This window comes from Streptosporangium sp. NPDC049644 (assembly GCF_040675205.1).
Classification (GTDB): domain Bacteria; phylum Actinomycetota; class Actinomycetes; order Streptosporangiales; family Streptosporangiaceae; genus Streptosporangium; species Streptosporangium fukuiense.
Genome location: NZ_JBFAOJ010000067.1, coordinates 21,269 through 44,151 on the forward strand (window position 1 = coordinate 21,269; position 22,883 = coordinate 44,151).

The 22,883-nt window shown below is 70.1% G+C and carries 20 protein-coding genes; 12 read left to right on the forward strand and 8 right to left on the reverse strand.

Annotated features, from left to right (window positions below):
* Positions 1-65 precede the first annotated feature (65 nt).
* The 4 genes from AB0J58_RS30395 to AB0J58_RS30410 all read left to right on the forward strand — a co-directional run bounded on the left by AB0J58_RS30395 (position 66) and on the right by AB0J58_RS30410 (position 4,503).
* Positions 66-1,145, forward strand: coding sequence for a dihydrodipicolinate reductase (locus tag AB0J58_RS30395; protein WP_364222089.1), 1,080 nt, complete (start codon positions 66-68; stop codon positions 1,143-1,145).
* Positions 1,142-1,636, forward strand: coding sequence for a carboxymuconolactone decarboxylase family protein (locus AB0J58_RS30400; protein ID WP_343965832.1), 495 nt, complete (start codon positions 1,142-1,144; stop codon positions 1,634-1,636). The genes AB0J58_RS30395 and AB0J58_RS30400 overlap by 4 nt, the downstream gene beginning before the upstream one ends.
* Positions 1,637-1,800: 164 nt before the next feature.
* Positions 1,801-3,366: a GMC oxidoreductase gene (locus AB0J58_RS30405; RefSeq protein ID WP_364222092.1), complete on the forward strand. Its 1,566-nt coding sequence runs from the start codon at positions 1,801-1,803 to the stop codon at positions 3,364-3,366.
* Between the two features lie 327 nt (positions 3,367-3,693).
* The gene (locus AB0J58_RS30410; RefSeq protein ID WP_364222095.1) at positions 3,694-4,503 is read left to right on the forward strand and encodes a hypothetical protein; all 810 of its coding nucleotides are present in this window, start codon (positions 3,694-3,696) and stop codon (positions 4,501-4,503) included.
* Positions 4,504-4,599: 96 nt separating this feature from the next.
* On the opposite strand, the gene AB0J58_RS30415 is transcribed toward AB0J58_RS30410, so the two are convergent.
* Positions 4,600-5,610: a transglycosylase SLT domain-containing protein gene (locus AB0J58_RS30415; RefSeq protein ID WP_364222098.1), complete on the reverse strand. Its 1,011-nt coding sequence runs from the start codon at positions 5,608-5,610 to the stop codon at positions 4,600-4,602.
* Positions 5,611-5,808: 198 nt separating this feature from the next.
* Here AB0J58_RS30415 and AB0J58_RS30420 point away from each other — a divergent pair, with 198 nt between their 5' ends.
* Entirely contained in the window at positions 5,809-6,837 is a 1,029-nt protein-coding gene (locus AB0J58_RS30420; protein WP_364222101.1) for a metallophosphoesterase family protein, read from the forward strand.
* Positions 6,838-6,943: 106 nt separating this feature from the next.
* Here the strand turns inward: AB0J58_RS30420 and AB0J58_RS30425 are convergent, their stop codons facing one another.
* From AB0J58_RS30425 to AB0J58_RS30440, 4 genes are all read right to left on the reverse strand, one after another.
* On the reverse strand, positions 6,944-9,436 hold the full coding sequence (locus AB0J58_RS30425; protein WP_364222104.1) for an ATP-binding cassette domain-containing protein: 2,493 nt from the start codon (positions 9,434-9,436) through the stop codon (positions 6,944-6,946).
* A 73-nt stretch (positions 9,437-9,509) separates the two neighbouring features.
* Positions 9,510-10,679 (reverse strand): substrate-binding domain-containing protein, encoded by a 1,170-nt coding sequence (locus tag AB0J58_RS30430; protein WP_364222107.1) that lies wholly within the window; start codon positions 10,677-10,679, stop codon positions 9,510-9,512.
* 25 nt (positions 10,680-10,704) lie between these two features.
* On the reverse strand, positions 10,705-11,751 hold the full coding sequence (locus tag AB0J58_RS30435; RefSeq protein ID WP_364222110.1) for an ABC transporter permease: 1,047 nt from the start codon (positions 11,749-11,751) through the stop codon (positions 10,705-10,707).
* Between the two features lie 28 nt (positions 11,752-11,779).
* Positions 11,780-12,535 carry an SDR family oxidoreductase gene (locus tag AB0J58_RS30440; protein ID WP_364222113.1) on the reverse strand — a complete coding sequence of 252 codons (756 nt, stop codon included), beginning with the start codon at positions 12,533-12,535 and terminating at the stop codon, positions 11,780-11,782.
* A 153-nt stretch (positions 12,536-12,688) separates the two neighbouring features.
* On the opposite strand from AB0J58_RS30440, the gene AB0J58_RS30445 reads away from it, so the two are divergent.
* The 4 genes from AB0J58_RS30445 to AB0J58_RS30460 all read left to right on the forward strand — a co-directional run bounded on the left by AB0J58_RS30445 (position 12,689) and on the right by AB0J58_RS30460 (position 17,137).
* Positions 12,689-13,552, forward strand: coding sequence for a carbon-nitrogen hydrolase family protein (locus AB0J58_RS30445; protein WP_364222116.1), 864 nt, complete (start codon positions 12,689-12,691; stop codon positions 13,550-13,552).
* An 18-nt stretch (positions 13,553-13,570) separates the two neighbouring features.
* Positions 13,571-14,545: a cyclase family protein gene (locus AB0J58_RS30450; RefSeq protein ID WP_364222119.1), complete on the forward strand. Its 975-nt coding sequence runs from the start codon at positions 13,571-13,573 to the stop codon at positions 14,543-14,545.
* A gap of 50 nt (positions 14,546-14,595) precedes the next feature.
* On the forward strand, positions 14,596-16,290 hold the full coding sequence (locus AB0J58_RS30455; protein ID WP_364222122.1) for a dihydroxy-acid dehydratase: 1,695 nt from the start codon (positions 14,596-14,598) through the stop codon (positions 16,288-16,290).
* A gap of 127 nt (positions 16,291-16,417) precedes the next feature.
* Positions 16,418-17,137 carry a GntR family transcriptional regulator gene (locus tag AB0J58_RS30460; protein WP_364222125.1) on the forward strand — a complete coding sequence of 240 codons (720 nt, stop codon included), beginning with the start codon at positions 16,418-16,420 and terminating at the stop codon, positions 17,135-17,137.
* A gap of 55 nt (positions 17,138-17,192) precedes the next feature.
* Here the strand turns inward: AB0J58_RS30460 and AB0J58_RS30465 are convergent, their stop codons facing one another.
* Entirely contained in the window at positions 17,193-18,467 is a 1,275-nt protein-coding gene (locus AB0J58_RS30465; RefSeq protein WP_364222128.1) for a multidrug effflux MFS transporter, read from the reverse strand.
* A gap of 46 nt (positions 18,468-18,513) precedes the next feature.
* Here AB0J58_RS30465 and AB0J58_RS30470 point away from each other — a divergent pair, with 46 nt between their 5' ends.
* On the forward strand, positions 18,514-19,038 hold the full coding sequence (locus AB0J58_RS30470; protein WP_364222131.1) for a MarR family transcriptional regulator: 525 nt from the start codon (positions 18,514-18,516) through the stop codon (positions 19,036-19,038).
* Here the strand turns inward: AB0J58_RS30470 and AB0J58_RS30475 are convergent.
* Both AB0J58_RS30475 and AB0J58_RS30480 read right to left on the reverse strand, forming a co-directional pair.
* Positions 19,021-19,449, reverse strand: coding sequence for a VOC family protein (locus AB0J58_RS30475; RefSeq protein ID WP_364222134.1), 429 nt, complete (start codon positions 19,447-19,449; stop codon positions 19,021-19,023). The two genes, AB0J58_RS30470 and AB0J58_RS30475, sit on opposite strands and share 18 nt — an antisense overlap.
* Positions 19,450-19,511: 62 nt before the next feature.
* A complete protein-coding gene (locus tag AB0J58_RS30480) occupies positions 19,512-20,513 on the reverse strand; it encodes a sigma-70 family RNA polymerase sigma factor (RefSeq protein WP_364222137.1) in 1,002 nt (333 codons plus the stop codon).
* A 503-nt stretch (positions 20,514-21,016) separates the two neighbouring features.
* On the opposite strand from AB0J58_RS30480, the gene AB0J58_RS30485 reads away from it, so the two are divergent.
* Together AB0J58_RS30485 and AB0J58_RS30490 are read left to right on the forward strand one after the other, a co-directional pair.
* Positions 21,017-22,159: an ABC transporter permease gene (locus AB0J58_RS30485; protein ID WP_364222140.1), complete on the forward strand. Its 1,143-nt coding sequence runs from the start codon at positions 21,017-21,019 to the stop codon at positions 22,157-22,159.
* Positions 22,156-22,881: an ABC transporter ATP-binding protein gene (locus tag AB0J58_RS30490; RefSeq protein ID WP_364150270.1), complete on the forward strand. Its 726-nt coding sequence runs from the start codon at positions 22,156-22,158 to the stop codon at positions 22,879-22,881. The genes AB0J58_RS30485 and AB0J58_RS30490 overlap by 4 nt, the downstream gene beginning before the upstream one ends.
* Positions 22,882-22,883: the final 2 nt, after the last annotated feature.

A 22,883-nucleotide genomic window follows, 5' to 3' on the forward strand; every position in this document is an offset into this window, starting at 1 on the left:
TTCGTCCTCGTTCGGAGAGTGCGGCGGCACTATACACTTAACCAAGCGCTTGCTACTCTCCGCGCATGCTCTCCACGATTGTCTGGGGCACCGGCAACGTCGGCCGCGCGGCCATTCGAGCCGTCGAGGCCCATCCGGCGCTGAAACTCGCGGCAGTGCTCGTCCACAACCCCGACAAGGTCGGCCGCGACGCGGGCGACCTCGGCGACCTCGGCCACAAGCTGGGAATCGCCGCCACCGGCGACATCGACGCGGTGCTGGCAGGCGGCCCGCACGCCGTGGTGTACGCGGCGTCCGGCGACATCCGCCCCGACGAGGCCCTCGCCGACATCATCAGGGCGATCCGGGCCGGAGCGGTGGTCGTCACCCCCTCGCTGTACGCGCTCTACGACCAGCGGGGCGCCCCGCCGGAGCTGCGCGAACCGGTGCTGGCCGCCATCGCGGACGGTGGCGGCTCGCTCTTCGTCTCCGGCGTCGACCCCGGCTGGGGCAACGACGTACTGCCCCTGCTGATCAGCGGACTCGGCACCGTCGTGGACGTGATCCGCTGCCAGGAGATCTTCGACTACTCCACCTACGACCAGCCCGACTCGGTCCGCTACCTGGTCGGCATGGGCCAGCCGATGGACTACGAGCCGCCGATGACCGCGCCGACGGTCCCGACCATGGTCTGGGGCGGGCAGATCCGGCTGATGGCCAGGGCGCTGGGCGTCGAACTCGACGAGATCCGCGAGACCCTGGACCGGCGCGCGCTCGACGCCACGGTGAGCACCGCGGCGATGGGCGAGTTCGAGGCCGGCACCCAGGGCGCGGTCCGGTTCGAGGTGCAGGGCATCGTCGAGGGCGAACCCCGCATCGTCATCGAGCACGTCACCCGCATCCACGCCTCCTGCGCCCCGGACTGGCCGATGCCGCCCGACGGCGTCGGGGCCCACCGGGTCGTCATCGAGGGCCGGCCGCGCATCGAGGTCACGGTCGAGGCCACCGACGAGGGCGGCAACCGGTCGGCGGGCGGGAACGCCACCGCGGTCGGCCGCCTGGTGAGCGCCATCGACTGGCTGGTGGACGCGGCACCCGGACTATACGACGCGCTCGACGTCCCGCTGCGCCCGGCGGTCGGCAAACTCGTAAGGAGAGAACCGTGAACATCGACATCCCCGAGGGCAAGGACGCGATCGGCTACGTGTGGGGGGAGATGGTCCCCGGCATCGGGGTCGCCGCCTCGAAGTTCTCGATGGCGGTGTACGCCCACACGACCCTCGGACTCCGCGAGTTCGAGGCCGCCCGGCTGCGGATCGCGCAGATCAACGGGTGCGTCTTCTGCCTCGACTGGCGGACCGAACGGGACGGGCAGAAGGTCGAGGAGGAGTTCGCCGACGCGGTGACCGAGTGGCGTACCACCGACGCCTTCGACGACCGCACCCGGCTGGCCGCCGAGTACGCCGAGCGGTACGCCCTGGACCACCACGGCCTCGACGACGAGTTCTGGACCCGGATGACCGCGCACTACAGCCAGCTGGAGATCGTGGAACTGAGCATGAGCATCGGTTCCTGGCTGGCGTTCGGCAGGCTCAACCACGTGCTCGGCCTCGACACCGTGTGCGTGCTGCCCAGCGGCAGGTCGCCCTCGACCTGACACAAGTTACTTGCTGGTACGCGGTGGATTAACGTCCGGGAAACATGTAGAACTTGTTCTAATACGTCGAGAGTGAGGAAAATCACATGAGTGACAAAACCTCGCGTAGAACAGGTTCCGAAGGCATCTCACGCCGTGGATTCATCACTGGAACCGGTTCTATCTTGGGAGTCGCGGCTCTCGCGACTCCCGCCAAAGCAGCCCAGGTAAAGGCCGCACGCGCAGCCGCTCCGATCGCCGACGGGGCCCGTGTCCCGGCCCTGGTGGTCGGCACCGGCTACGGCGGCTCCGTCGCCGCCCTGCGCCTCGCCCAGGCGGGCGTCGACGTGCACATGATCGAGATGGGCATGGCCTGGGACACCCCCGGCTCCGACGGAAAGATCTTCTGCAACACGACCTCGCCTGACCAGCGCTCCTACTGGCTCCGCACCAGGACCAAGGCACCCCTCAACTTCTTCCTCGGCTTCCCGATCGACCGGGACATCTCCCGCTACACCGGCATCCTGGACGCCGAGGAGTTCGGCGGCATCACCGTCTACCAGGGCCGCGGCGTCGGCGGCGGCTCGCTGGTCAACGGCGGCATGGCGGTCACCCCCAAGCGGGAGAACTTCGCCGTGATCCTGCCGTCGGTGAACGCCGACGAGATGTACAACACCTACTACCCGCGCGCCAACGCCGGGCTCGGCGTCGGCACCATCGACCCGGCCTGGTTCGACTCCACCGCCTGCTACCAGTACTCCCGGGTCGGCCGCAAGCAGGCCCAGCGTTCCGGCTTCCCGTTCGTCTTCGTGCCCGACGTGTACGACTGGGACTACATGAAGCAGGAGGCGGCCGGAACCGTCACCAAGTCGGCACTGGCCGGCGAGATCCTCTACGGCAACAACCACGGCAAGAAGTCACTGCAGAAGACCTACATCGCCCAGGCCAAGGCCACCGGCAGGGTCACCGTCTCGGCGCTGCACCAGGTCACCTCGGTCTCCCCGGCGGCCGGTGGCGGCTACACGGTGGTCATCGACCAGCTCAACACCACCGGTGGCGTCACGACCACCAAGACCGTGACCGCGGACCGGGTGTTCTTCGCCGCCGGCAGCGTCGGCACCAGCAAGCTGCTGGTCAGGCTGAAGGCCACCGGCGCGCTGCCCAACCTGAACAACGAGATCGGCAAGGGCTGGGGCGACAACGGCAACGTCATGTGCGGCCGGGCCAACCACCTGTGGGACCCGACCGGCAGCCTCCAGTCGACCATCCCCTGTTCCGGCATCGACAACTGGGACGCCGGCGGCGCGTTCGCCGAGGTCGCCCCGATACCCACCGGGATCGAGACCTACGCCTCGCTGTACCTGTCGATCACCAAGAACCCGAACCGGGCCCAGTTCACCTGGAACGCCGCCACCGGCAAGGTCGACCTGAACTGGCAGCTCGCCTGGAAGCAGCCGTCGATCGACATGGCCAAGACCATCTTCGACAAGATCAACTCCAAGGAGGGGACGATCTACCGGACCGACCTCTTCGGCGTCTACAAGGTCTGGAACGACACCCTCACCTACCACCCCCTCGGCGGCGCCGTCCTGAACAAGGCCACCGACAACTACGGGCGCCTCACCGCCTACCCGGGCCTGTACGTCATCGACGGCTCGTTGATCCCGGGCAACACCAGCGTCAACCCGTTCGTCACCATCACGGCCCTCGCCGAACGGAACATCGAGAAGATCATCGCTACCGACCTGTAGCGACGACCCGATGACATCGTCGGCCACGGGCGCGTGTGGCCGACCCTTCCCCTGCGGGATGCGCACAGTCGCCCCCCGCCTCCGAGGAATCCGCCCCGCCGCCGGCCCGTTTCGGTCCGCACCCAGGCGTCCGTACGATCCTCGTCGTCTCCCGAGATCGGCTCGCTGCTCTGCCGCGGGATCTCCGTCTCGGAAGGTTGGGGGAAATAGGGAGAGAAAGCCAAGCTGATCGGTTTTTCGAGCGGAATCATATATTTCGAGATGCGCTCGTGATCAAGGTCCGGCAGGCTTTCCTTTTTCTCCCTGTCGGACGACCAAGGAACCCACATGAAGCGAGTGATCGCGAGTGCCGCGGTGGCCACGGCCGCCCTGCTCGTGGCCGCAGCCCCCGCCCAGGCCGCTCCCGCTCCCGCGGACCCGGTCAAGGCGTTGAAGAGCCGGCTGGTCGCGGGCAAGGGCGTGAAGTTCACCGAGCTCAGCACCATGAAGGAGGAGGGCAAGACTGAGCCCTACCTCAAGCGCACGGGCTCGTTCCAGTTCGGCAGAACCGGGATCGTCGCCTCGGACATCAGCTCGAAGGCCGCGACACCTGTCGACCCGAGGATCGGGCAGCACAACGGTATGTTCGCCCCCGGGCGGACGATCCGGATCGGCACCACGAGCTACTCCCAGGGCGGCACCTACCGCGACAAGATGCCGAGTGGCAAGAGCTGGTACAAGACCTCGAAGGGCATGACCGGTGACGTGGCCGGCTGGTTCAGCCAGCTCGTGAACGTCGCCGAGCCGGCGACCCTCGCCACCCTGCTCAAGGGGGCCAAGCAGACCCGTAACACCTACACCGGCACCACCACGTTCGGCCGGCTCGCCAAGGTCTCGCCCTGGTTCCGCGCCACCCTGCCGCTTCGGTCGAGCGACAAGACCGTGGTGACGTTCAAGCTCACCGTGGACCGCGACCGGCTCCCACAGCGCCTGACCACCTCCTTCCCGGTCACCGGCATCTTCGACAGCGCCGGCTGGGAAGGGAAGACGCTCAGCGCGGAGACCCGCTTCACCGGCTGGGGGAGCAGGGTCTCCATCAAGGCCCCGCCCGCGAACAAGGTGACCACCAGGCTCGAGGACAAGGACGGCCTGCCGTAGTGGTCGTGGGGTCCGGTGGCGGCGCCATGCGATGAGGACCTCCCGGTGCGGTGACTCCCGCGTCGGGGGTTCCCCAACGCCCGTGAGTGCCCCGGGTCAGGGACCGGTGAGGCGGCGGTCGCCGTTGGTGGTGACCACGTAGACCTGCCAGTTGTAGTACGCGTAGTAGTTCCTGATGTCGCGCTTGATCTGGCGGGCGTGCAGTTGCACCGCGTCGACGTACGCCCAGGAGTGGTTGTAGGCGTACAGCGCGCGCCGGTAGTCGCGCGGTGCCCCCGAGGCACGCAGGTAGTTGGCCGCGGCGAGCAGGGCGTCCCGGGTGTCCTGGATGTCGCCGCCCATCCCGTAGGCGGCCCAGGTGCCCGGCATGAACTGCATGGGCCCCTTGGCCCCGGTGTGGCTCGGCGACCGTACCCGGCCGAACTTGGTCTCGACGAACATCACCGCCGCCAGGATCTCCCAGTCGACGCCGAACCGGCGCTCGGCGTACTTGAAGTGACCGAGCAGGACATCGGCGGGCTTGGCCGGTTTGACGCGGAACTTCGCCGACCCGCTGATGGGGTGGACCAGGGAGAGCAGGTTCCGGATGGCCGTCACGTTGTCCTTCGTCTGCGCGGCCAGGGACTTCGACAGCCTGGCGTAGGTGCGGGACGCGACCTCCGGGTTGCGGGCGAGGAAGCGGTAGACGCGCTGCTGCTGCAGGGTCAGCAGCACCACCGGCTCGGGGGGCCGCCCCTTGCCGGGGTCCCCGTCGCGGATCCAGTCGTCGATGGCGCCTCGAAGCTCCGCGATCGTGCCGGTCAGGGAGCGGGCCAGCTTCGCGGGGTCCTTGGGGATCGCCGCCTTCGGATCGGGCAGGGCGGGCCGTGGCGTCGCCGACGGCTCCGGAGCGGCCTCGCTCGGAACCGCCTCGCTCGGGGCTGTCCGCCGGGGAGCGACCGACGAGGCGGCACCCGACGAGCCGGCGCAGCCGGAGAGCGCGACGGCCAGCCCCACGAGCGCCGCGGCCACCGGCCTCCCGCGCCACCGGCCTGTCCACAGGCTCGTCGCGGGCACCGTCTCCTCGTTCGGCCGGGACCGTGCGACCTCCGCGCGCTGATCTCTCATCGGCCTCAACGTACCCGAGCGGCGATCCGTCCGGGAGGACATGTTCGCCGTTGGGTGTACGAGCGCTTGAGATCGGGATCCGGGACGCGCCCGGCCGGTCAGCGTTGGGGCCGGTGTCGCAGGTGAGGACTGGTGATCACACCGGTCGACGGAGGAAACCCTTTGCGCGCCGGACCGCCGCCTGCCTAGGATCGCCGGGTGCGACGTACCGTCATCGTCGGCGACATCCACGGCTGCTTCGACGAACTGCTCGAACTGCTGGAGAAAGTCGACCTCCGCCCGGACGACCTGCTGGTCAGCGTCGGCGATCTGGTCGACCGCGGCCCGGCGCCCGGTGAGGTGGTCAGGTTCTTCCGCGAGCGCCCGAACTCGGTCGTGGTCATGGGCAACCACGAGAGGAAGCACGTGCGCGGCATCTTCTCCTACGCGCAGGAGATCACGCGCTTGCAGCTGGGCGACGGCTACGCCGAAACGGTGCACTGGATGCGGACGCTGCCCTACTACTTCGAGAACGAGCATGTCCGGGTCGTGCACGCCGCGATGCTGCCCGGAGTTCCGCCGGCCGACCAGAAGGAGGAGATCCTCTGCGGCTCGACCGGCGGCCAGCGAGAGCTCACCGCGCTCTTCCCGGACGGCCACTGGCACGACCACTACACCGACGCCAAGCCGGTCGTGTTCGGCCATCATGTGACCGGGCGTGAGCCGATGATCCGCGACGGCAGGATCTTCGGCCTGGACACCGGTGCCTGCCACGGCTGGAACCTGACCGCGCTGTGCGTGCCGGGATTCACGGTCCACTCGGTGCGGGCGCACGCGGATCACTGGTCGATCGCCAAGCGCCGGTGGCAGTTGCCCGTCCTGAAGACCAAGCCCTGGCGTGACCTCACCTGGCAGGAGCTGGCCGAGGCGATCACGCGATTCTCCCCGGTGGCCGGCTCGGTGGCCGGCTCGATGCCCGACGCCGCCGTACGCGACTGGCTGGAGACGGTCGAGAAGTGGGCCGCGGACCTGCGGTCGTCGCTTCCCGCCCTGGTGGCCGCGGCGTATCGCGTCGCCGGCGAGCTCACCACGGACGAGCTGCGCCGGCATCCCGCCGCGAAGTACCTGTTCCAAGCCCGTGACGGCCGGCTCGACCAGGCCGGCCTGGACAGGCGGTGCTCGACACCCGGCAGAACGATCGACCTGGCGGCCGAGTTGGGGCTGGTCCTGCCCGAACCGCCCACCTGAGGTCGCGTGCTCCCCGAGCGGAGGGACGGCCGAGGCGGCCGTCCGCCGGGTCGCGACGCGGGTCTCCGCGAGCGTCGCAACCCGGCCGGCCTCATTCGGACGGTGTCTAGGCCCGCGATGTGCGGACCTGCGAGTACACCGCCGTCGCGCCCAGGGCCATCAGGCCGAGCATCCAGTACTGCCATGACTGCGAGAGGCCGAGGAACACCGTGGCGTTCTGGATGACCTGCAGCAGGACGACGCCGAACAGGACGCCGACGAAGCTGCCCCGGCCCCCGAAGATCGAGGCGCCGCCGAGCACGACCGCGGTGATGCTGGCCATCGTGTAGCTGACGCCCGCGGTCGGGTCGCCCACGCCGATCTGTGCCATCAGCAGCAGGGCGCCGACCACGGTGAACAGCGCGCTGGCCAGGTAGACCACGAGGTGCACGCGGGCCACCGGGATTCCGCGCTTGCGCGCCGCCTGCTCGGACGAGCCGGCCCCGCGCAGCCGGAGCCCCGTCATGGAGCGCCTGGACATCACCTCCAGCGCGACCAGGACACCGGCGCCGACGATCACCGCGTACGGGATGGGGCCGACGCGCGCGCCGAGCGCCTCGGTGACGGCGGTGGAGATCGAGCCTCCGGGCGAGTCCCGCATGACCAGGGAGAGTCCCTGCAGCGCGGTGTAGGTCACCAGCGTCGCGACCACCGGTGTCACCCGGGCGAATCTCACCAGCATGCCGTTGGTCAGTCCCACGCCGGTCGCCGCGAGGATCATCAGCAGGAAGCCCAGGATCCACCATCCGGTGCCGTACCCGTCGAGGACGTAGAACGACGCGATGACCACGAGGGTCCCGCTCAGCGGGCCGACCGACAGGTCGATGCCTCCGGTGAGCATGACGATGAGCTGGCCCGCGGCGAGGAAGAGCACGGGGGCCAGCAGCCCCAGCATGCTGGCGATGTTGAACTCGGACAGGAAGCGGTCGCTCCGGGTCGCGCTCACCGCGGCCAGCAGCACGATCGCGACGGCGAGGAACGCGCTGGGCGCCTGCTCGCTGGAGAGCAGCCTGCGGAACCCGCCGAGCAGGCCGGTGCCCCGTGCCCGTCCGGTGGCCTCGGCGCTCCGTGCCGAGGTCGCGGCGGTGAGGGACGCCTCGGTGATGGCGTGCTCGGAGATCCGGTCCCCGGTCAGCTCGCGGACGACCTCCCCCCGGGAGAAGACCAGCACCCGGTCGCAGAGTCCGGCGAGCTCGACGTTGTCGGAGCTGAGCACCACCACCGGTGTCCCGGAGTCGGCGGTGGAGCGGAGCCGGTGGTAGATGTCGGAGCGGACGCCGACGTCGATGCCCTGGGTGGGCTCGTCGCAGAGCAGCACCTTGGGCGCGGAGAGCAGCGACCGGCCGAGCACCACCTTCTGCTGGTTGCCGCCGGACAGGTGATCGACGGCGGAGTCGGGTGAGGCCACCTTGATGCCGAGGTCTCTGATCTCCTCGGCCACGATCGCGTTCTCCGCCGAGCCTCGCACCACTCCGGCGACCGCGGTCCTGCCGGTGGCGGCGACGCCCAGGTTCTCCCTGACCGACAGTACGGTGGCGACGCCCTCGACATGCCGTTCCTGGGGCATGAGCACCACCCCGGCCCGGCGGGTGCGGCGGGGGCTGCCGAGTTCGACGGCCCGGCCGTCGACGGTGACGGTGCCGCCGGTGACCGGGTCGGCTCCGCCCAGCGCGCGGATGAACTCGCGCTGCCCGTTGCCCTCCACCCCGGCGAGGCCGAGGACCTCGTTGCGGGCCAGCGTGGTGGTGATCCCGTGGAGCCGGTCCGAGCGCAGGTCACGGACCTCCATCACGACGTCGCCGACCGAGGAGGGGCGCGGCGGGAACAGCGCGTCGATCTCCCGTCCCGCGATGCGGGTGACGATCTCCTCCTCGGTCACCTCCGAGGCCAGGAAGGTGCCGCGGATCTGCCCGTCGCGCAGCACGGTGAGACGGTCGGACAGGGCCATCACGTCGGGCAGCCGGTGGCTGATGTAGACCACCGCCATCCCGTCGGCGGCGAGCTTCCTGATCTGCTCGAACAGCCTCTCGATCTCGGCCACCATGAACGGCTCGGTGGGCTCGTCGAGGATCAGGACGCTGGGCTCGCAGGCGAGGGCTCCGCAGATCTCGACGGCCTGCTTCTCCGCGAGGGTCAACCGGCCGGCCGCGGCGGCCGGGTCGATGTCCATCCCCATGGGCAGCAGTTTCTCCCTGGCCCAGTCCTGGGCGTCGCCGAAGGACGGGCGGAGCCGTTTCGGCACGCTCAGCAGGAGGTTCTCGGTGACCGTGAGATCGGGCAGCAGCGCCGGATGCTGGAAGGCGATGGCCAGGCCCTGCTCCCGGGCGGCGATCGGGGACGACTGCCGCATCGGCGAGCCCGAGATCTCGACGGTGCCCGCGTCGGGTGCCAGCGCACCGGAGGCCACCGCCATGAGCGTGGACTTTCCGGCGCCGTTCCCGCCGACCAGGGCGTGTACCTCGCCCGGGTGCGCCTGGAAGTCGACCCCGTCGAGCGCGACGACGCCGGGGAAGCGTTTGGTCACTCCACGGAGAACCAGTCCAGTGGTCGATTCGACCATGCGAAGGATCACTCCTTACTCCGGCTCAGTGCGTTCCGCCGGGCGCGCGCGCCCGGCGGAAGACAACGAGTGATCAGCTGTAGGCCCGCTTGAGCTGCTCCGGCGTGAGCTCGGAGGACAGGATCGCGCTGGCGGGAAGGTCGGGGTCACACTTGGGGGCCTTCGAGTCGTCGAGCGTGTTCTCGAAGATCGGGATGTTGATGATCTCGGGCTCGTCGTTCTTGATCCCCTGGTGCGCGGCGACGGCCTTGCGCAGCGCGAGCCGGATGATCCAGGTACGCGAGGACACGGTCACGGTCTGGAAGTTCGGCTGCTTGTCCGAGTTGTCCTTCCAGGCGCAGGCGAAGCCGTTGAGGTCGTTGGCGGTCCACAGCGGCAGCGGCCGGCCTGCCTGCAGGAAGGCGCGGATGCCGCCGAGGGAGGCGTCACCGGAGTCGGTGATCACGCCGTCGATGGTCGGGTACTTGGTGAGCAGCCCGGAGACGACCTTCTGCATCTGGGCGGGGTTCCAGTTGGTGTCGATCGGCTTGCCCGGGTCGTTCAGCAGCTTGACGGCCGAGCAGCCGGCGTTCTCCTTGAGCTCCTTCTCGATGCCGACCATCTCGGTGAGGCTCTGGGTGTTGCCCGGCGTACCGCCGAGGAAGACCACGTTGCCGCCCTTGGCGCCGAGCGCCTCGCACATCCAGCGGGTCCAGGTCACGCCGTCGTTGACCGTGTTGTGGCCGACGAACGTCGTGTAGTCCGTACCCGGCTTGCCGCCGGGGTTGGCCGTCCACGGCACCACCTGCACGCCCGCCTTGTACGCCTCACGCAGGGTGGGCAGCAGCGCCTCGCCGGCGTCGGGGAAGACCACCAGGGCCTCCACGCCCTGGGCGACCAGGGCCTTGACGTCGCTGATCGCCTTCTGCGGGTTGTTCTGGCCGTCGGCGTACGGCAGCAGCGTGATGTTGGGACACTTGCTCGCCTCGTCCTCGAACTCGGCACGGGCCGTCTTGCGGAAGGCGTTGTCGCCGGTGCCGTCGGCCAGGGCGACCTTCACCGGCTTGGTGCCGCAGAAGTCCGTCATGGGACGGAGGGCGGAGACGTCTCCGGTCCGGGCCGCGTCGTTGTAGACGGCCTCGACACCGCCGTTGGCGGCGGCCGGTTCACCGGGGCCGCCGGCGCAGCCCGCCGCGCCGAGGGCGGCGAGGGCCAGGACGGCGACCGACTGACGGGCCCGCAGGCGGGTTTTGGTGAGGGACATTGCGATCTCCTGTTGGGGGAGGCCTCTAGGGCGAGGACAGCGTGGAAGCGGGTTTGAGGGAGCGGCCTCGCAGCCGCGCGCGGACGGAGTTCCAGGGCACCCCGCGGGCCACCACGCTGAGCGCCAGCACGCCGGCCTGGACCAGGAGCTGGGTGGCGGTGGAGGCGCCGGCGGCGAGGACCACCTGGTTCAGCTGGGTGAGGAACAGCGCGGCGACGGCGGTGGCGGCCAGGTTGGTGATGCCGCCGGACAGCAGGCTGCCGCCGAGGACGACGGCCGCGATGGTGGGGAGCAGGTAGGTGTCGCCGAGCAGGATGTCCGGGGTGCGCAGGTAACCGGCCAGCAGGATTCCGGCCAGCGAGTAGCAGATTCCGGCCACCACGTAGGCGCCCACCTCGTAGGAGCCGGTGGGCAGGCCGAGCAGCCGCGCCGCGGGCCGTCCGGCCCCGACCGCGATGAAGCGCCGGCCGAGCACCGTGTGCCGGATGCCCCAGTGCGCGAGGCCGATCACCACGACCGCGACCAGCAGCAGGTTGGGGACGCCGGCCACCGAGCCGACCGCGAACGCGCTCAGCGCGGGGCCGGCCGACGCGGGGAAACCCTTGGAGACCTGCAGGACCACCCCGATGAGGATCGAGTTCACCGCGAGCGAGGCCACGAACGCCGCGATGGAGAGCCGGACCACGGCGATGCCGATGACCAGTCCGCCCAGCGCGCCCGCGACCAGCCCGAGCGCGACGGCCGCCCAGACCGGGACGCCCGACACCGCGGGCAGCTTGGTGGCCAGCACGGCGGCCAGCGCCATTCCGCCGGGCACCGACAGATCGATGCCGCCGTGCGAGACGACGAGGGTCTGCCCGAGCGCGGCGATCGCCATCACCGCCGCGAACGGCAGCATGGACAGCACGGCGGATCCGGAGAGGCTGCCGGGTGAGATCAGTGGGCTGACGGCGAAGAGCAGCAGCGTGATCAGCCAGATCGAGGAGAACCGGCCGCCCCGGAGGCGGCGCAGGTCGAGCAGCCCACCAGGACCGGCGCGCTTGGCCGGAGGCAAGGTCGTATGCCGAGACATTTCCGAGTCCCTTCCTGGGAATCCGTGCTCAGATGGCGGTGTAGCCGCCGTCGACGGCCACGTCCGCGCCGGTCATGAAGCCGGCGGCGGAGCTCAGCAGGAAGGTGACCACCTTGGCCACCTCGTGCGGATCCCCCAGGCGCGCGATCGGATGGCCGGCGATGAGGCTCTGCCGGGCGGCTTCGGGGTCGGGCTGGGACCGCAGGTAGGTGGCCAGCTGCTCGGTGGCCACCGAGCCGGGGCTGACCACGTTGCACCTGATCCCCGAGGCGGCGTAGTCGACGGCGATCTGGCGGGAAAGCTGCAGCACCGCTCCCTTGGAGGCGCAGTACGCGGGCTGGTTGGGCAGGCCGACCGTCCCGGAGATCGAGGAGAGGTTGACGATCGCCCCGGGGGTCCGCTGGGCGAGCATCGCGGTCACCACGTGCTTGCACAGCAGGAAGGTCCCGGTCGCGTTGATGGTCATGACCCGGTTCCAGTCGTCGAGAGTGGTGTCGACCAGCGGTTTCGCCACGATCGTGGCGGCGCAGTTCACCAGCCCGTCGACCCGGCCCCACCGGTCGACGGCGGCCTGTACCGCACCGGCGACCGCCTCCTCGTCGGTGACGTCCAGCCCGTGTGCCACGGCGTCGGCCCCGTCGGCGCGGAGTTCGGCCGCGAGCCGCTCGACCAGGTCGACCCGCTGATCCGTGAGCAGGACGGACGCGCCGGCTGCCGCGCATTCGCGCGCCGTCGCGGCGCCGATCCCGCCTCCGGCACCACTGAGGATCACTACTTCCGGCACGACTCAATCCCTCTCAAGCACAATGTCCGATTTGGTCGGCCAGACTGGCATGCAGCACGCTGCATGTCAATGACGAGTACTGCGTTGACGTGCAACATGTTGCATGCCACTCTGGGGCGTACTCAACTCACGGCGGACCCAAGGGGTGGCACTTTGCCCGGCGCAGATACCGAAACCGGCATCCGGATCGGCGTGGCTCAGGTCGGCGTCGACCGAACCGATGTGGCGGCGAACGTCGATCGGGTCGTCGACATCCTGCGAGAGGGCGCCGCGGCCGGGCAGCGACTGGTGGTCTTCCCGGAATGCGTGCTCACCGGGTACCTGCTCGGCTCCCGGGCCGAGACGCACGCCGCCGCGATCAGCGCGGGGGACCCGAGGGTCGGCCGCATCGTGGACGCCTGCCGCGAGCACTCCATCCACGCAGTGGTGGGCCTGCTGGAGGAGGCGGACGGACGCGTCCACAACACCGCCCTGGTGCTCGGACCCACCGGGATCATCGGCAGGTACCGCAAGCAGCACCTGCCCTACCTGGGCGCGGACCGCTTCGTCGACCCGGGCGCCGACGCGGCGCCACGGGTGGTCGACACCCCCTTCGGCCGGGTCGGCGTGATGATCTGCTTCGACCTGCGCTTCCCCGAATCCGCCCGCGAGCTCGCGCTGCAGGGCGCCGACGTCATCGCGATGCCCACCAACTGGCCGGAGGGGGCGGACATCCTCGCCGACCACATGGTCCGGGTACGCGCCCTGGAGAACCTGGTCCATCTCGCGGTCGCGGACCGCGCCGACTCCGAGTCCGGAACCCGCTTCATCGGCAGGAGCCAGATCATCGCCCCCTCCGGGGCGGTGCTGGTGGACGCGGGGGAGCAGGAAGGGCTGTTCGGGGCGGCGATCGACGTCCGGGATTCCCGGACGAAGAGGCTGGTCATCAGGCCGGGCGAGTTCGAGCTCCCGGTGTTCTCCGGGCGGCGCCCCGAGATGTACGGCGAGATCACCCGTCCGGTGACCCCGGACCGGTAACAGGAAGGCGGACACCACATGTGCGGGCCGGCACTCATCAGTGAGGCGACCAGGAACAGGATCGCGGCGTACTGCGCGAAGTTCCGCGAGGTCACCCATAGCCCATTCGGTCCCGACGACGAGATCGGCATGCTGAACCTGCTCACCCCTGAGGCGTCACGCGAGGTGCTGCGGCGGGCGGACGGCGGCAGCGTCATCGACCTGTCGGTCGACTACTTCGTCGGGATGCCCTCGTGGACCAAGGCCGGTGACCCGGGCTTCCAGCAGTGGATGACGCACACGCCCGCCGGCACCGTCCTGGACGACATCACCGGAATGGGCCGCGCGCAGAACGAGCTGGTCTCCTACTCGGGCGACGCGATCTCGATGTACACCCACTGCGGGACGCACATCGACACCCTCAACCACTTCGGGTACAACGGCCAGATCTGGAACGGGTTCTCCGCGGAGGAGCACATCACCTCCCGGCACTGGACCAAGTGCGGCGCCGACAAGATCCCGCCCATCATCGCCCGCGGGGTCCTGTTCGACATCGCCGCGCTGCACGGCGTCGACGTGCTCCCGGACAACCACGGGATCGGCGCGGACGACCTGCGCGAGGCCATGCGACGCCAGAACGTCGAGTTCCGGCCGGGTGACGTGGCGCTGGTGCGCACCGGCCGGATGCGCGCGTGGCCGAAGATCGACGCCTACATCGACAACAGCCCCGGCCTGAACCTGGAAGGGGCGCGGTTCCTCGCCCACCTGGGCGCGTCGGTCATCGGCGGCGACACCCTCGCCCTGGAGCAGATGCCCGCCGCGGACGAGGAGAACTGGCAGGTCGTCCACACCTATCTGCTGGGGGAGGCGGGCATCCCCATCATGGAGGTGGTCGACTGCGAGCAGATCTCGGCCGAGCGGCTCCACGAGTTCGCCTTCGTGGCCGCCGCCATGAAACTGCGCGGCGCGACCGGCGCCCCGATGCGCCCGCTGGCCATGCCGCTCCGCCCCTGACGCGGCCCCATTCTTCCCTGATCGGATTGACCCCCGGAGGCATTACCGCCATGCACGCCAAACCCACTGAATCGGTCATCGACCGGAGTCGTACGTCCTACGGTGACGACGGTTTCAGCAAATATCTCCGGCGTGCTTTCCTGGCCTCCAGCGGGTACGACGACGAGGCGCTGGACCGGCCGATCATCGGCATCGCGGTGACCAACTCCGACTACAACACCTGCCACCGCGACATGCCCGCGCTGCTGGCGGCGGTCAGGCGCGGGGTGCTGGAGGCCGGCGGCCTTCCCATGGAGTTCCCCACCATCTCGCTCGGGGAGATCCTGACCTCCCCGACGACGATGCTGTTCCGCAACCTGCTCGCGATGGACACCGAGGAGATGATCCGCGCCCTCCCGATGGACGCCGCGGTGCTGCTCGGCGGGTGTGACAAGACCGTGCCGGCCCAGCTCATGGCCGCGGCCTCCTCGGACAAGCCGGTACTGCTCGAGGTCGTCGGGCCGATGATGACCGGCAGCTGGCGGGGCGAGCGGCTCGGCGCCTGCACCGACTGCCGCCGTTTCTGGGGCAGGCACCGGGGCGGGGAACTCGACCGGGAAGAGATCACCAGCGTGCGCAACGAGCTCGTGACGACCGCGGGCACCTGCGCGGTGATGGGCACCGCCTCCACCATGGCCTGCGTCACCGAGACCCTCGGCATGATGCTGCCGGGCGGCGCGACGCCCCCGGCGGCCACCGGCGCCCGGCTCAGGCACGGCGCCGAGACCGGCCGCCGCGCCGTCGAGCTCGCCCGCTCCGGCGGCCCGGTGCCCAAGGAGGTCATGACCCCTGCGGCGTTCCGCAACGCCATCCGGGTGCTCTCGGCGATGAGCGGCTCGACGAACGCGCTGATCCACCTGCTCGCCGTGGCCCGGCGGGCCGGCGTGGAGCTCGAACTCAGGGACTTCGACGTGATCGGTGCCGAGGTGCCGTTCCTGGTCGACTGCAAGCCCGCCGGCTCGGGGTACCTGGAGGACTTCCACCGTTCCGGAGGGCTTCCCGCGCTGCTGAAGGTCCTCGAACCGCTGCTCGAACCGGAGACCGTCGGGGTCTCCGGGCACAGCCTGAAATCGCTGCTCGCCGAGACCCCCGCGCGGGAGGACTGGCAGACGACGATCCGCCCCCTGGAGGACCCGCTCGGCCCCGCGGGAAGCCTGGCCGTGCTCCGGGGCACGCTGGCCCCGGGTGGAGCGGTCATCAAGACCGCCGCCGCGAGTGCCCACCTGATGAACCACACCGGCCCCGCGCTGGTCGTCGACTCGGCGCAGGAGGCGCAGCGGATCCTGGACGACCCGGATCTGGACGTCACCCCGGACCACGTACTGGTGCTGCGCAACGCGGGCCCGATCGCCGCGGGCATGCCCGAGGCCGGTGCCCTGCCCATCCCGGCCAAGCTGGCCCGCGCCGGGATCCGGGACATGGTGCGGGTCTCCGACGCGCGGATGAGCGGCACCTCCTACGGCACCGTGGTGCTGCACTGCGACCCGGAGGCCGCCGCCGGGGGACCGATCGCGCTGGTCCGCAACGGCGATCTCATCAGGCTGGACGTCGAGGCGCGACGGCTCGATCTGCTGGTGGACGAGGACGAGCTTGAGCGCCGCCGGGCGGACTTCACCCCGCCCGAGCTGCCCGAGCGAGGCTGGCGGCGACTGTACGCGCAGACGGTCCTCCCCGCGGGTGAGGGCGCCGACCTGTCGTTCCTCTGACCCCGCGGAGCGGTAATGCTGCATGTTGCATGCTGCACTACCGCACGCATGGTACCGTTTTTCCCCAAACAAGGGCGCCTGATCATTCGGTCGGGCGCCGGACCGATCCCCCCGGGAGTCTTGTCGGATGGAACAGATTGCGGTGGACCAGGCATCGCTGACGGCCCGGACCTTCGAGGTGGTCCGCCGCGCCATCATCACCGGCGAACTGGCTCCCGGGACGCTGCACTCCGTGGTGGGGATAGCGGCCCAGCTCGGTGTGTCCAGGACCCCGGTCAGGGAGGCCCTGCTCCAGCTGGCCACGCACGGAGTCGTCAGATTCGAGCGCAGCCGCGGTGTCCGGATCCTCCAGATGACCACGCGCGACATCGAGGAGATCTACTCGCTCCGCTTCCTGCTGGAGGTCCCCTCGGTGTACCGCGCGGCGACCATGATGGACGACGCCCAGATGGCACTGGTCTCCGAGGCCCTGGAGAAGATGCGCCAGGCGGGCGAGGCCGGGGACGAACGTCTCTTCCAGGAGGAGGACGTGAAGTTCCACCAGCTCATCCTGGAATCGGCGGGCAACGAACGGGTGACCCAGTCGGTCGCGACGACCCGCGCCCAGATGTCCGCCCGGGGCCTGTCCACCACCCAGACGCGGACACTCTCCGACATCTGGCGGGTCCACGAGCGCATCCTCGACAACATCCGGGCCCGCGACAGCCAGGGTGCCGCGCAGGCCATGCAGGACCACCTGCTGGAGACCACCCGCCTGCTGCTGACCCAGTCGACCGGCGACCCGCGGACCGGCGCCGACTTCGAACCCCCGACCCTCCCCACCTTCCCGCACCGGGACCGCCCGTAGCCGGGCTCCCGGTACGGCCGCATCGGCGCGTACGTCATCCCCCGGCCAGGGGCGCTCAGTGCGAGGCGACGACCTCTCCGTGGCGGAGCCAGGGCTTGGCGAGCCCGACCAGGGCGAGGGCCGCCAGGAGCAGGGCGATGAGGATGATGGCCGCCATGGGCATGGAGCTCGACTCGCCGAACAGGCCGACGATCGGTGCCGCGATGGCGCCGAACAGGAACTGCAGGCCGCCCATCAGGGCCGAGGCGGCACCGGGAGCGGCGCGCCCGACTGTCTGGCCGAGGCTCATCACGGCCGGGAACACCATGCCGATGGCGCTCATGCTCACGAAAAGGGTGACCCAGGTGCCCGCGAAGGTCTCACCCACCGCGGCCACCAGGACGACCTGGGCGAGCGCGCCCAGCAGGGCCACGCCGGTTGCGAGAACGAGCAGGCGGTTCAGCGGAACGCGAGACGCCAGCCTGCCGAAGGTGATGCCGGCCAGCAGCATCCCGATCGCGTTGACCGCGAAGATCATCGAATAGCCGGTGGCCGAGACGTGGTGGATCCGTTCGAAGACGAAGCTGGAACCGCTGATGTAGGCGAACAACGCCGCCGAGGAGAAGGCCAGGACGAGCACGTACCCCAGGAAGATCCGGTGACCGGCCAGCCGTCCCATGGCGCGGAAAGAGCTGCCCAGCCCGTCTTTGTGCCGACGTTCGGCCGGAAGCGTCTCGGGTACCTTGATCACTACCGCGACCAGCAGCAGGACACCGAAGACGGCCAGCAGGACGAAGATGGATCGCCAGGTGGAGACGGCGAGAACCGCACCGCCGAGAACGGGCGCCGCCACCGGCGCGATGCCGAGGATCTGCGACAGGACGGCGAAGTAGCGAGGAATGTCACGGCCGTGGAAGCGGTCCGTGACGATGGCCCTGGCCAGCACCATGCCGGCGGCGCCGGAGACTCCCTGCAGGAAACGGGCGGCCGTCAGCGGTCCCGCGCTGGGAGCCAGCGCGCAGAGCAGGGATGTCAGGACGAAGGCGGCCACTCCTCCGAGCAGCAGGCGCCGTCGCCCCAGGCCGTCGCTGATCGGCCCGATCACGAGCTGTCCCGCGACCAGTCCGGCGAGAAAGGCGGTCATGGTCAGCTGGACGGCGGAACTGCTCGTGTTCAGGGACTGGCCCATGGAGGGAAAGCCGGGCACGTACATGTCGACGGTGAGCGGCGCCACCGCGGTGAGCGCCCCGAGTACGAGGACCAGGGCTGACGTCCGCTTCGGCGGGGCCGCCGAAGGCCGCGACACGTTGGCGCTCCGCGCCAATGGCTGGTTGGGTGATGTGGACGTCATAGGATAACGGTAACAGGTAGTTTACTGGTTAACAAAAGGAGCCGTCGTGCTGCCCTCGCCCGCCGCCGTCCAGGCCCAGTGGGCCGCGGAACATCCCGGCCTCGACACCTCCCCCGGGGAGGTCGTCGAGTTGCTGAAGAGGATCAACGGGCTGCTGACCCAGGCCATCGAGCCGATCTACGATGGGGCTCCGCTCGCCGCGCACGAGGCCGACCTGCTGATTCCCCTGCGCTACGCGCGGACTCCGGTCATCGCCCGCCACATCGCGGAACACCACGGCCTGTCCCGGGCGGCCGTCAGCAAGACGCTCGCCAAACTCGAAAGCCGCGGGTACGTCTCCCGCACCCCGAGTCCCAACGACAGGCGAGTCGCCCTGATCACCATCACTCCCGAGGGGGAGAAGGTCATCGACGCCTTCTTCCCGCGGCAGCTGCGCGTCGAGGCGGCCCTGCTGGCCCAGCTCGACGAGGACCGGTCGCGCGTCCTGGACGCACTGACCCTGCTGGCGAACTCCCTGAAGGCCGGCCTCTCCGCCGCGATCTCGACCGAGGCCTCACCGCCGTCTCGGTGAGCGGTCGCGCGACTCGCACCGGTCCTCAGCCGTCTCCCAACCGGTGTGCCCCCGGAGCTGCTGGGTCAGGTTGACCATGTTTCCATCAGGGTCGTGGATGTGGGCCACGCGCTCTCCCCAGGGCATGTCGTTCGACGGGCCGAGCACCCGGCCGCCGGCCGCCCCGACCTGCTCCAGCAGACCGTCGACGTCGTCGACCCGCACGCTCAGCAGGATCCGCTGCGGGGCGGACAGGTCGGTCGCCGCCTCGTTGACCAGTCCGACTTCCGAGTCACCCAGCCTCAGGTTCACGAAGGAGGTGGGACCGTCGTCGGGGAAGCGGCTCGTCTCCACCGCCCCGAGCAGGCGTTCGTAGAAGGTTCGCATCCGAGCCAGGTCGGATGTGGTGATGATGGGCTGGACGGTCGTCATGTCCGCTCCTCAGGTCTGCTGTGCGTGGCCGTCCACGGTGATACGCCGGGGCGTCACGAAACTCATCGGTGTGCGGGAATCATTCGCGACGGCCGGGAGGGCTCGGCCGGAGCGCCGAAAAGCGGGATCAGCCGGTCGGCGTCCAGGTACGTGGTGATGCCGCTGATCAGACCCCCGGACACGTCCAGGAGAACCAGCCCGAAGGGCAGGTGAACGCCGTCGGGACCGGGTCTGGTCTGCCAGAACGCCGGCGAGCCGTTCGCCGCGACCGGGACGAGGCGTGCGCCCGCGCAGGACGCGTTCGGGTCCAGCAGCGCCTGCTCGATCCGGTCACGGCCGCGAAGCCACCAGGCGAAGGGAGGCATCGACATCGTCGCGTCCTCGTGCAGCAGGGCGACGAGCGCGGTGATGTCGTGACGCTCGAACGCGCTGCAATAGCGGGCGAGCAGTTCGCGCTGTCCCGGGTCGGACGGCCGGAACGGCTCACCGGGCATGACGTCGATCGCTTGGAGCGTCGACCTTGCCCGCTGCAACGCGCTGGTCACCGACGCGACGGTGGTTTCCAGGAGGGTCGCGACCTCCCCGGCCCTCCACCGCAACACGTCGCGCAGGATCAGCACCACCCTCTGCCGGGGCGGCAGGTGCTGCAGTGCGGCGACGAACGCCAGCCGGATCGTCTCCCGCTGCACGGCCAGCTCTTCCGGATCGCCGTCCGCCGGCAGCACGAGACCGTCTGGCACCGGCTGGACCCAGATCCGCTCCGACAGCGGCGCACCGATGCTCGGCCCGCGGTCCGCGGCCCCGCTCAGATCCATGGCCAGGGCCCGGCGCTGCGTGCTGCGCAGCATGTCGAGGCAGACGTTGGTGGCGATGCTGTAGAGCCAGGTGCGCAGCGACGCCCGTTGCTCGTCGTAGCGGTCGAACGCCCGCCAGGCACGCAGCAGCGTCTCCTGCACCGCGTCTTCGGCCTCGAAGCCGGAGCCGAGCAACCGGTAGCAGTAACCGGTCAGTTCGGCCCGGAACGGCTCCAGCCGGGAACCCTCACCGATCGGCGTCTCTGCCATGCCCTGACCATATGCGCCGCCACCGACACCTCACGCGGGGGAGACCGATGACTTCCCGGCGGGTCTCGCGAGAGCGGAGAGGAGCGGCAGCGGCGCCAGGGCCGGCCCGGCCGCGGTGACCAGCGGTGCCGCGGGCGCCGTCCCACGCGGGGCGATCCGGTTCGTCCATCGTTGGCCGCCGAACAGTACCGCTCGTCACGTCCCACCGGCCCGGAGCCGCCCGAGGCCGCGCCCGGCAGGGGTGCCACCGTGGCCGGGTCATCGACCGCGCTGAGGCCGAGGAGCGTACGAGCCGGACGTGTACGGCCGTGCCCGGTGCGTGTTCGGCGGCGTTCGTCAGGGCTTCTGTCGATTACCGGGTCCTTGAGCCGAGTGGCCCTGCTCTATCGCGCAGATCACATCGGGAACGCTATCTTTCCGACTCAATGTTGGTATCTTGCCAACGGCGCGTCGGTAAGTCGGGGCGCTCGTCCCCGTGAAATCCCTTCCTGTGAAGGAGTGCCATGTTCCTGGCCTGGCGCGAGCTGGTCTTCGCCCGCGCACGTTTCGGCCTGATGGGCGGAGTCGTCGCCCTCATCGCGATCCTCGTCGTGTTGCTGTCCGGCCTCTCCTCCGGGCTCGTCAACGACGGCGTCTCCGGGCTCCAGCGATTGCCCGTCACCGCGTTCGCCTTCGCCGAGGGCACCAAGACCGACTCCGCCTTCTCCCGCAGCACCGTCAACCTGAACCAGGCCGAGGCGTGGAAGGGCCGCGACGACGTCGGCGGCGCCGCGCCGTTCGGCAACATGCTGGTCAACGCCAAGGCCACGACCGCCGCCGGCGCCCAGGTGCCGATCGACCTGGCCCTGTTCGGTGTCGACCCCGGCTCGTTCCTCGCGCCCGCCGTCTCCGACGGCGCGGGACTCGGCGATCCCGACGGGATCGTGGTCAGCCAGACCGTCCTGGACGAGGGCCTGGCCATCGGCGACACCGTCGTCATCGACCGCCTGGGCACCCGGCTCAAGGTCGTCGGCACCACGGGCGACCAGCGCACCTTCGGGCACGTCGACGTGGCGTACCTGCCGCTGCGCGCCTGGCAGCAGGTGCACGCGGGCGCCGGGCCGGGCGACGAGGCGCGTGACGGGGCGTACGAGGAGGCCACGGCCATCGCCCTGCGTGCCCGGGACGGAAACCGGATCGACCTGTCCGGCGGCGACGCCGCGGCGGGCACCACGAGTATGACGCTCAAGGAGTCCTTCAGCGCCTCCCCCGGCTACTCCGCCGAGACCTCCACGCTCACGCTCATCCAGGTCTTCCTGTACGCCATCTCCGCGCTCGTCGTCGGAACGTTCTTCACCGTGTGGACGATCCAGCGTAAGCACGAACTCGCCGTCGTACGGGCCATGGGCGCCTCGACCGGCTACCTCATGCGGGACACGATGATCCAGGCGACCGTCATCCTGACCGCGTCCACCGCAGTGGGCTTCCTGATCGGGGTGGGCGGCGGCACGCTGCTCACTACAACCCCCATGCCGTTCGCACTGGAGGTGGGCTCGCTCGTCTTCGCCGCGCTGCTCCTCATCGGTCTTGGCCTCGCCGGTGCCGCGGCGGCCGTGGGCCGCATCGTCCGCGTCGACCCGCTCGCAGCCCTGGGAGGGCAAAGATGACCACCAGCTCCACGTCCCCGCGCCCGGACTCCCGCCGGGCCGGCGCCCAGGAACGCCGCGGCCTGCTGGTGGAGGGCGTCACCCTGTCCCTCGGCGACGGCGACGCCACGGTCACCGCGCTCGACGACGTCGACCTCGACGTGGCGTCCGGCGAGTTCGTCGCCGTCGTCGGGCCGTCCGGTTCCGGCAAGTCGAGCCTGCTCGCCGTCGCCGGCGCGCTCACCACGCCCGACACCGGCCGGGTCCTGCTCGACGGCGTCGACATCTCCCGGGCGAGCGCCCGCGAGAAGGCGCGCCACCGCCGCGAACGGATCGGGTTCGTCTTCCAGTCCGGCAACCTCATCCCGGCCCTCACCGCGCTCGACCAACTCCGCTTCGCGCTCGACGTGGCGGGCAAACGCGCGGGTGACGGTCACGACCCGCGAGAGCTGCTCGATCGGGTCGGCATGGGGCACCGCGCCGGGCACCGCCCCCACCAGTTGTCCGGCGGTGAGCGACAGCGCGTGGGCATCGCCCGCGCACTCGTCACCCGCCCGGCCGTACTGCTGGTGGACGAGCCGACCGCCGCGCTCGACCGCGCCCGCAGCGACGACATCGTCACGTTGCTCGCGCACGAGACGCACGAGTCCGCAGTCGCGACGATCATGGTCACCCACGATCACGACGTGCTCGGCCACTGTGACCGCGTTCTGTCGATGGTGGATGGGAGACTGTCGAAGTAGGC